General features: G+C 56.5%; 7 protein-coding genes, 1 other RNA gene and 2 pseudogenes. 9 read left to right on the forward strand and 1 reads right to left on the reverse strand.

Going from position 1 to position 9,803, the window contains the following annotated elements:
• Nucleotides 1–66 precede the first annotated feature (66 nt).
• The 8 genes and pseudogenes from WG29040_RS21020 to WG29040_RS24605 all read left to right on the forward strand — a co-directional run bounded on the left by WG29040_RS21020 (nt 67) and on the right by WG29040_RS24605 (nt 7,637).
• A complete protein-coding gene (locus WG29040_RS21020; protein ID WP_127196822.1) occupies nt 67–891 on the forward strand; it encodes a (Fe-S)-binding protein in 825 nt (274 codons plus the stop codon).
• Nucleotides 888–2,348: a LutB/LldF family L-lactate oxidation iron-sulfur protein gene (locus tag WG29040_RS21025; protein ID WP_127196823.1), complete on the forward strand. Its 1,461-nt coding sequence runs from the start codon at nt 888–890 to the stop codon at nt 2,346–2,348. The genes WG29040_RS21020 and WG29040_RS21025 overlap by 4 nt, the downstream gene beginning before the upstream one ends.
• A complete protein-coding gene (locus tag WG29040_RS21030; RefSeq protein WP_127196824.1) occupies nt 2,345–3,016 on the forward strand; it encodes a lactate utilization protein in 672 nt (223 codons plus the stop codon). The genes WG29040_RS21025 and WG29040_RS21030 overlap by 4 nt, the downstream gene beginning before the upstream one ends.
• Nucleotides 3,013–5,817: an FAD-binding and (Fe-S)-binding domain-containing protein gene (locus tag WG29040_RS21035; RefSeq protein ID WP_127196825.1), complete on the forward strand. Its 2,805-nt coding sequence runs from the start codon at nt 3,013–3,015 to the stop codon at nt 5,815–5,817. The genes WG29040_RS21030 and WG29040_RS21035 overlap by 4 nt, the downstream gene beginning before the upstream one ends.
• A gap of 230 nt (nt 5,818–6,047) precedes the next feature.
• Entirely contained in the window at nt 6,048–6,347 is a 300-nt protein-coding gene (locus WG29040_RS21040; RefSeq protein ID WP_003439557.1) for a hypothetical protein, read from the forward strand.
• A 76-nt stretch (nt 6,348–6,423) separates the two neighbouring features.
• Nucleotides 6,424–6,815, forward strand: a transfer-messenger RNA (tmRNA) gene (ssrA, locus tag WG29040_RS21045).
• 75 nt (nt 6,816–6,890) lie between these two features.
• Nucleotides 6,891–7,331, forward strand: a pseudogene (locus WG29040_RS21050) (integrase); the annotation flags it as partial.
• Nucleotides 7,328–7,637: pseudogene (locus tag WG29040_RS24605) on the forward strand (hypothetical protein). The pseudogenes WG29040_RS21050 and WG29040_RS24605, both read left to right, overlap by 4 nt.
• 81 nt (nt 7,638–7,718) lie before the next feature.
• Here the strand turns inward: WG29040_RS24605 and WG29040_RS21060 are convergent.
• Complete coding sequence (locus WG29040_RS21060; protein WP_372238810.1) at nt 7,719–8,084, reverse strand: very short patch repair endonuclease; 366 nt, start codon at nt 8,082–8,084, stop codon at nt 7,719–7,721.
• A gap of 61 nt (nt 8,085–8,145) precedes the next feature.
• On the opposite strand from WG29040_RS21060, the gene WG29040_RS21065 reads away from it, so the two are divergent.
• Nucleotides 8,146–9,771 carry a DNA cytosine methyltransferase gene (locus WG29040_RS21065; RefSeq protein ID WP_127196826.1) on the forward strand — a complete coding sequence of 542 codons (1,626 nt, stop codon included), beginning with the start codon at nt 8,146–8,148 and terminating at the stop codon, nt 9,769–9,771.
• Nucleotides 9,772–9,803: the final 32 nt, after the last annotated feature.

Here is a 9,803-nt window from a genome sequence, read left to right on the forward strand (position 1 = left end):
CTGGCGGCTGAAGACGGTTTCAGCTGCTGACGCGGACACATAACCGGGACCACCCGGAGACGCCTGATGAGCGAGCTTTTTTACAACGCCGTGCCGAATGCGACCCGCGTCGCCCCGCCCCTCCCGACACCTCGTCAATACCCCTCGCACAAGCCACGCAAGGTCTATCTGTTTGGCACCTGCGTAGTGGACCTGTTCTTCCCCGAAGCCGGAATGGACGCCATTCACCTGATCGAACGCGAAGGTATCGCAGTCGACTACCCCCAGGGTCAAAGCTGCTGCGGACAACCGGCCTATACCTCCGGCTATACCGATCAGGCCCGCGAAGTCGCACGGTCGCAGTTGGCATTGTTCGCCGAAGACTATCCCGTGGTCGTGCCGTCCGGCTCTTGCGCCGGGATGCTGCGCGAGCACTACGAAGACCTGTTCAAGGACGAACCCGAAACCCTGCTCAAGGTCCACGCCCTGGCCGATCGCACCTTCGAACTCACCGAATTCCTGCTGTTTGTGTGCAAGGTGCAATTCAAGGACAGCGGTGCTCCGGTCAAAGTAGCGCTGCACACCTCATGCTCCGCACGGCGCGAAATGAACACCCACCTGCATGGCCGCGAAATGCTCGCGCAACTGAGTAATGTCGAACGTATCGACCACAGCCACGAAAGTGAATGCTGCGGTTTTGGTGGGACATTCAGCGTACGCATGCCGGATATTTCCGGGGCCATGGTCGCCGACAAGACCCGCTCCTTGATTGAAACCGGCGCCCATCAGGTACTGACTGCCGACTGCGGCTGCCTGATGAATATCAATGGCTCGCTGGAAAAACAGAAGCAGGCCCTGCGCGGCCAGCATCTTGCCAGCTTCTTGTGGCAGCGCACCGGAGGCCAGCAATGAGCACCAGCACACTGATCCCCACCGTCGCGATTGAAGAAGACTTTCGCGAGCGCGCCCACGAAGCCTTGGCCGACACGCAACTGCGAAACAACTTTCGCAGTGCCATGGACTCTTTGATGACCAAACGTGCGGCGTCCTTCAGCGACGCCCATGAACGCGAACACTTGCGAGCCCTGGGCAATGCAGTGCGCGCACGCGCCTTGTCCAAACTGCCCGACCTGCTGCAACAACTGGAAGCCAACCTGACTCGCAACGGCGTGCAGGTGCATTGGGCCGAAACCGTCGACCAGGCCAATGAAATCGTGATGTCCATTGCTCGCCGGCGCTCAGCCAGGCAAGTGATCAAAGGCAAGTCCATGGTCAGCGAAGAGATGGAGATGAACCACGTGCTCGGCGCCCAGGGCATTGAATGCCTTGAGTCCGACATGGGCGAGTACATCGTTCAACTCGACAACGAGAAGCCGTCCCACATCATCATGCCGGCGATCCACAAGAATGCCGGGCAAGTGGCTGACTTGTTCCACGAAAAACTCGGTGTGGACTACACCAAAGACGTCGACCAGTTGATCCAGATCGGCCGACGCGTGCTGCGCCAGAAATTCTTTGAAGCTGACATCGGCGTGTCCGGCGTCAACTTCGCAGTCGCCGAAACCGGCACCCTGTTGCTGGTGGAAAACGAAGGCAATGGCCGCATGTCCACCACAGTGCCGCCGGTGCATATCGCCGTCACCGGTATCGAAAAAGTCGTCGAAAACCTGCGCGATGTGGTGCCACTGCTGTCACTGCTGACCCGCTCGGCCCTCGGCCAGCCGATCACCACCTACGTCAATATGATCTCCGGCCCGCGCAAACCCGGCGAACTGGACGGCCCCGAAGAAGTGCATCTGGTACTGCTCGACAATGGCCGCAGCCAGGCATTTGCCGACAGCGAGTTACGCCAGACTCTTAACTGCATCCGCTGTGGTGCCTGCATGAACCACTGCCCGGTATACACGCGCATCGGCGGCCATGCCTACGGCGAGGTTTACCCGGGGCCGATTGGTGCAATCATCACGCCGCACATGGTGGGCCTGGCCAAAGTTCCGGATCACCCCAGCGCGTCGTCGCTGTGCGGTGCCTGCGGCGAAGTGTGCCCGGTAAAAATTCCGATCCCGGCCCTGCTGCGCCGCCTGCGCGAAGAGAACGTCAAAGCGCCGGATGCTTCGCCCCGAATCATGCGCGGCCAGGGCAGCAAGTACTCGCGCAAAGAGCGCCTGGTCTGGAACATGTGGGCCAGACTCAATAGCTCTCCCACCCTCTACCGCGTGTTCCTCAAGGCTGCCACCCGCCTGCGCGGGCTCACGCCGAGCAATGTCGGGCCGTGGACGCAAAACCACAGTGCCCCCAAACCCGCAGCCCGCTCCCTGCACGATATGGCCCGCGAGCACCTGGCGAAAAAATCGGGAGACCCGCGATGAGCGCTAGACAAAACATCCTCAACAAACTGCGTAACAGTCTGACAGGGACCACACCGGTGCCTGACAACTTCGACGAAGTGCTGGTGACACAACCCTGGACTTATACCCCGGAGCAACGCATCCCTCAGCTGCGCAAACTGATGGAAGCGGTGCACACCGAAATCCACCTCAGCACCGAACAGGACTGGCCCGCACTGTTGGCGCAATTGGTCACCGACCGTCAACTGCCGAGCCTGCTGATTGCCCCGACCACGGCCCACGGGCAAAAAGTGACGGCGCACTGGGAGCAAAATCCCGGGTTGGCGCCGCTCAAGGCCTACAACCGCCCGGTGGAAGAATGGAAAGCCGAACTGTTCAATGACACCCCGGCCAGCCTGACCACGACCCTGGGCGCGATTGCTGCCACCGGCAGCCTGATCATGTGGCCAACCCCTGAAGAACCGCGCCTGATGAGCCTGGTACCGCCGGTGCATTTCGCCCTGCTCAAGGCCAGCGAAATCCGCGACAACTTCTATCAGGTGCAGCAAGAGATGAACTGGGCCGCCGGGATGCCAACCAACGCATTACTGGTATCCGGCCCGTCGAAAACCGCCGATATCGAGCAAGTGCTGGCCTACGGCGCCCACGGCCCGAAAGACCTGGTGGTGTTGATCCTGGAGGATGCATGAGCCTGCCCGCTGCCTTTGTGCGTGATGTCGAACAACTGATCGCGCAGGACCGCCGTTTCAGCGACCCGCTGTCCACCCTGGCCTTTGGCACTGACGCCAGCTTCTATCGGCTGATCCCCAAGCTGGTGATCCGCGTCGAGTCCGAAGACGAAGTGGTCGAACTGCTGCGCCTCGCCCGTCGCGATCAGGTGCCGGTGACTTTTCGCGCCGCCGGCACCAGCCTGTCGGGGCAGGCCATCAGCGACTCGGTGCTGATCGTGCTTGGGGATAACTGGAACGCCAAGGAAATACGCGGCCAGGGCACACAAATCCGCCTGCAACCCGGGGTTATCGGCGCCCAGGCCAACGCCTGGCTGGCACCGTTCGGGCGCAAGATCGGCCCCGACCCGGCCTCGATCAACGCCTGCAAAATCGGCGGCATCGTCGCCAACAATGCCAGCGGCATGTGTTGCGGCACCGCGCAAAACACCTACCACACCCTGGCTGGCCTGCGCGTGGTGCTGGCCGACGGTACCCGGGTCGATACCGAAGACGCGAACAACGTCGCCGCCTTCCGCCAAAGCCATGCTCCATTGCTCGAACAGCTGGCGACATTGGCCCGCGAGACCCGCGCCAATCCTGAACTGGCTGCCAAAATTCGCCATAAATACCGTCTGAAAAATACCACTGGCCTGTCGCTCAACGCCCTGGTGGATTTCGATGACCCGCTGGATATCCTCAGCCACTTGCTGGTGGGCAGCGAAGGCACGCTGGGCTTCATCAGCTCGGTGACCTACGACACGGTAATCGACCATCCGAACAAAGCCTCGGCGCTGATCGTGTTCCCCGACGTTGAAACCTGTTGCAACGCAGTCACCGTACTGAAAAGCCAACCTGTGTCCGCCGTGGAGCTACTGGATCGTCGCAGCCTGCGCTCGGTACAGGACAAGCCCGGCATGCCGGCTTTCGTACAACAGCTGTCGGCCAATGCCTGCGCCCTGTTGATCGAGTCCCGTGCCGCAACCTCGACCTTACTGCACGAACAACTGGCGCAAATCATGGCGTCGATGGCGGCGTTCCCGGTCGAGAAACAAGTCGACTTCACCGAGGACCCGGTGGAAAACGCAAAACTGTGGGCGATCCGCAAAGACACCTTCCCTGCAGTCGGCGCCGTGCGCAAAACCGGGACCACGGTCATCATCGAAGACGTGACCTTCCCGGTCGAACAACTGGCCATCGGCGTCAATCGCCTGATCGAGCTGTTCGACAAACACCACTACGACGAAGCGATCCTGTTTGGCCATGCCCTGGAGGGCAACCTGCACTTCGTCTTCACCCAGGGTTTCAACAACCCCGAAGAAGTGGCGCGTTACCAGGCATTTATGGATGACGTGGCGCAACTGGTGGCCGTGGAATTTGGTGGCTCGCTCAAAGCCGAGCACGGCACCGGGCGCAACATGGCGCCTTTCGTAGAACTGGAATGGGGCAGCGATGCCTACCAGTTGATGTGGCAGCTCAAGCGTTTGCTGGACCCCCAGGGCATTCTCAACCCGGACGTGGTCCTCAGCGAAGACCCGCACATCCATCTAAAGCATCTGAAACCGATGCCCGCCGCTGACGAGATTGTGGATAAGTGCATCGAGTGCGGCTTCTGCGAGCCGGTATGCCCATCAAAAGGCCTGACCCTCAGCCCGCGCCAGCGGATTGTGATTTGGCGCGACATTCAGGCCAAAAAGCGCGCAGGTATCGACACCCTAGAACTGGAAAAAGCCTACGCCTACCAGGGCATCGACACCTGCGCCGCTACCGGTTTATGCGCGCAGCGTTGCCCGGTGGGTATCAATACCGGCGAGCTGGTGAAAAAACTCCGGGCACGCAGCGCACACAGCGTGAAAACCGCCGACTGGCTGGGAAATCACTTTACAACCACGCTGCAAGGCGCCCGCTTCATGCTGCACGCCGCCAATGGCGCACGCATGCTGCTGGGTGCGCCGCGGCTGGGCAAAATCTCGGCCGCGCTGACCAAGGCAAGCAAAGGCCGGGTACCCTTGTGGACCAACGCCATGCCGCAACCCGAACGGCCGATTCGTTTCAGCCCGCCGGTCAATGATGCACGGCCGCGAGTGGTGTATCTGGCCGCGTGCGTTTCACGGGTGATGGGGCCGGCGGCAGGCGACAGCGAGCAAATGTCGCTTCTGGATAAAACCCGCGGCCTGCTGGAAAAAGCCGGTTACCAGGTAGTGTTCCCCGACAACATGGACAGCCTGTGTTGCGGCCAGCCGTTTGCCTCCAAAGGCTATGCCGAACAGGCCGAACACAAACGCCAGGAACTCATCGGCGCCCTGCTGCATGCCAGCCGTGGCGGGCTTGATCCGATCTACTGCGACACCAGCCCTTGTACCTTGCGCCTGGTGCAGGACCTGAACCAGTCGCGCCTGGACCTGTACGACCCGGTGCGTTTTATCCGCACCCACCTTGTGCACAAGTTGAACTTCACCCCGCAGACCGCGCCGATTGCCGTGCATGTCACTTGCAGCACCCAGCACCTGGGCGAAAGCCAGGCGCTGATCGACATTGCACGGCTGTGCAGCACCCAGGTAGTGATTCCCGAAGGGATTCATTGCTGCGGATTTGCCGGCGACAAAGGCTTCACCACACCGGAGTTGAACGCCCACTCGCTGCGCACCCTGAAAGACGCCGTGCAGCATTGCAGTGAAGGGATATCCACCAGTCGCACCTGCGAAATCGGCCTGAGCCAACATGGCGGAATCGATTACCACGGGCTGGTGTATCTGGTGGACCGGGTGACCACCACCCTGTAGGAGCGAGCTTTTTACGTCGACGGCATGCAGGCTGGCTCGCCCCGGACGCCCTGCCGAACACTCAAAAAAACGCCCCACTTTTGGGCATAAAAAAACTCATTCCATGGCGGCCAAATACAGGCAGAACTCCTGAGCACAGCTATAGTCAATTGGCTTAAGGCCCCAATGTTTGGGGCATATAACCGAGTCCGGAGACACCGGGCCTACCCTGTACACAAGGAGTTTTCCCCATGAAGCGTACCGCTCTTGCTGGTCTGTTTATTTCCGCTGTGATGTTGGCCTCTCCGGTGTTTGCGGCTGAAACCGTTCCTGCAAAGGATGATTTGTGCGCCATCAACCTGCAAAGCATTGAAAACGCCATGGCTACTTCTGGCCAGACAAGTGAAAACACCGCCGACGACATCAAGGCTGGTTACGAAAAGGCCAAGAAAGAACAGGCCAGCGGCGATGACAAAGCCTGCATTTCAACCACCACTCAATTGCTCCAGCGTATCCAGGATAACAACAAAGGTGGTGATGACGGCAAGTAAGCCCTTGATGGGGTTGGCCTTCTGCGCCGCAAAGGCGTACACTCCGCTAGCTTGCTGGTAATACACAGCAAGCATCGGGGCCGTTTAGGATTCGACGCCGGTTGCGAAACTCTAGGTGCATGCCGAGTTGGTAACAGAACTCGTAAATCCACTGTTGCAACTACTTATAGTTGCCAATGACGAAACCTACGAGGGTCAAGCTCTCGCAGCGTAAGCTGCCTTAGCCATCCTCCTGGTACCTTCGGGTCCAGCAATCACTAGGGGATGCCTGTAAACCTGAAGTGATTGTCATATAGAACAGGATCGCCGTGCAGTACGTTGTGGACGAATCGGCTAAAACTTACACAACTCGCCCAAAGCACCCTGCCCTTCGGGTCGCTGAGGGTTAACTTAATAGATACGGCTAAGCATGTAGTACCGACAGCGGAGTACTGGCGGACGGGGGTTCAAATCCCCCCGGCTCCACCAACTCAACAAAAAAAGACGTCCTCGGACGTCTTTTTTTGTGCCTGGAATCGAGTGAATACGGGGGTTTCATGGCTGTTGCGCAACGAGGCCAAGCATTTGGGTCGCATCAATATCCAAGACGGCACCAAAGGCGGTCGCTCTGGGGCATCAGAGCCGCGATGGATTACTGCTAACAATGAGGTAAACGAGGCAATCCTCTTCGCAAGAAATGCATCACCGAGGGGCAGCCGTAACCTGCTGGCCCCAGAAGAAATCTACGCCGCGTTCCTGCAATTGACTGTGCGCCCCGCCCGCAAGATTCAGCATAGGCACAAGCTAAAGGGATTTCATGAACTGGGCGCCGCCTACGCTTGCAAACGCTACGAGCATTTCACAGGCTATGCAGCCCCAATCAATGGCGGCCACTGCTATCGCATCGACCCCGACCTAGATAAACAGGCACGCCTACAAATCAGTCTTGAGCTCGGACATAACCGGCTCGATGTGGTTTCGACCTACATCGGTGGCCGCTCATGAGCAAATCCTTTAATATGACGTTGTACCTGATCGGCGTTCAGTGCGGCTCGAAGAGCACGCAGCAAAGACACCTCCGACAAACTCAAATCATGCAAGCGGCGATCCAACACCGCTGGTAACGAAACCCCTTGGACCTGGCAGCAAAAGCATATGCGCTGGTTTTTGACTCACTTTCTAAAGGACCACTCAAGCGCAAGCCAGTACTACTACAAACTCATCGCTTTACTAATCAGTAAACGGCTAGGGACTACGTGGTTGCTGACAGATCGATCAATTGACAAGCACCCCTGCCGCAGACGGCCGTAGAAGCCACGATCACCATGTCCAGTCGGCACCAAGATTACCTAAAGCGAGGCCTCGCTGAGGCAGCGGACAATTCCCTCACCTTTAGGGCCTCATGTAAATCAGACAAGCGCCCCCCGCCTTGCTTGATCTCGCACTCCCACACAACCATGACCGTCCAGCTTTGGCCTGCAGCGCCTGTACATTTTCGAGGTCTCTTTCAACGTTCCTTGAAAATTTTGCCGCCCAGAATTCGCTCCGAGTCTTAGGTGTAGTAGCGTATGGACAGCCCGCATGTCGATGCCAAAAACATCCGTGTACAAATATACAGGTCAGGAGCTTGGGCATTACAATGTCGGGCTTGCCAGGGAGGTCCTTGCGGTGCAGGCGAAAACGATAACCCAAAGCATAAAGGAAACGGCGCAATGTGAGCTCGGGCTGTGTATTTTTGCCGGTTATCGCAGCCATCATCCGAGATCTGGTCGCTTTATCTACAACATCCACTTTCGTTTACCTTTGGCAGATGTAGCTCATGAATTGTAACAACCCTTTACAGGTCGTGGATCTCTTCGCTGGCCCTGGCGGCCTTGGTGAAGGTTTCTCTTCACTCAATGAGGGCAGAAGCTTTGATGTATTAGTCTCAGCAGAAATGGACCCGTTCGCTCGATCTACGCTAAGACTCCGTGCATTTTATCGCGCGCTTAAAAAAAATAATCCAGCAGCCCTTGACGACTACTATTACTACTGCGAGACGGGTAGGGCATCACAACCTTGGACTTCGAACAGCGCCAAAGAATGGCAGCATGCAGATAAAGAGGCCCGCCAAATTAAACTAGGGAGTGCGGAGGGAAATGCCGAGCTAGACCGCATTCTAGAAACTAGACTAGATACCAGTAAACCTTGGGTATTGATTGGTGGCCCCCCTTGCCAAGCTTATTCAATAGTTGGGCGAGCACGCAACAAGGGAAATGCAGAATACAAAGCGGAAGATGACCAACGCCACTTCCTCTACCGGGAATATCTTCGGATAATTCAGAGCAAGCGCCCTGCAGTATTCGTCATGGAAAATGTCAAAGGGATTCTTTCCTCTAAGGTTAGCGGAACTCAAATATTCCCACAAATACTCCAAGACCTAGCTGACCCTGATGCCGCATTAGGTATCAAAAACGGATGTGGTACAAAATATAAAATCTGCTCCTTGGTCTCTAATGAAATATATGAATCAGGAATGCCGCCAGATTCAATTGACTTTAGTAACTTTGTAATACGCGCTGAAGACTATGGCATCCCACAAGGTCGCCATCGGGTCATTTTGATCGGTGTTTCACAAGATTACATTGGTGAGGTTAACGAGCACAAGCTTGAAACTGCCGAACCAGTTACAGTTGGAGACGTAATCGGAAACCTTCCGCCTCTACGAAGTACGCTATCGAGGGGAAATGATACTCCAGACAAGTGGTGCAGTGAAGTTTTAAATCACTTGGACACTTTATATGCAGACCTGATTTCCTCTGGGAAGCAGGACCCAAACTTAGAGATGAACCTTAAAATCTTCCGAGATTCATTTTCGGGAGGCAGGTTGGATAATGGCGGGCTGAGAGTAAGAAAGACAAGCTCTTGGAGTGGAAGAACAAGATCGGAGGATTTGAACTCGTGGTTTACAGACGACAGGTTAAACGTTTGGCTCAACCATGAAGCTCGAAGTCACATGAGTGCAGATCTCAAGCGATATGTTTATGCCTCCGTCTTCGCACAGGCTCATCATATCTCTCCAAAGGGCCATAAAGAATTCAATCTTCCCGGATTGGCACCTGACCATAAAAACTGGGAAAGTGGTAAATTTAGTGATCGCTTTAGAGTACAACTTAACAACCAGTACTCCTCAACGATTACAAGCCATATATCGAAAGATGGCCATTATTTTATTCATTATGATCCCAATCAATGTCGCAGCCTGACTGTTAGGGAAGCAGCCAGATTGCAAACTTTCCCAGATAATTATTTTTTCCTAGGCAATCGCACACAGCAATACCACCAAGTTGGGAATGCAGTCCCACCGCTTCTTGCAAGTAAAATTGCCAAACTAGTAGAGCGTATAATTAAGGGCGGAGCTTCAAGTCCGGAGCATGCAGGAGTAGTGGATTCGATGATCATCTAAGTGATGACTAGGCAGGTCCAAAGCAGCGGAGG

It is taken from the genome of Pseudomonas sp. PAMC 29040 (assembly GCF_003994535.1).
Classification (GTDB): Bacteria; Pseudomonadota; Gammaproteobacteria; order Pseudomonadales; family Pseudomonadaceae; genus Aquipseudomonas; species Aquipseudomonas paraversuta.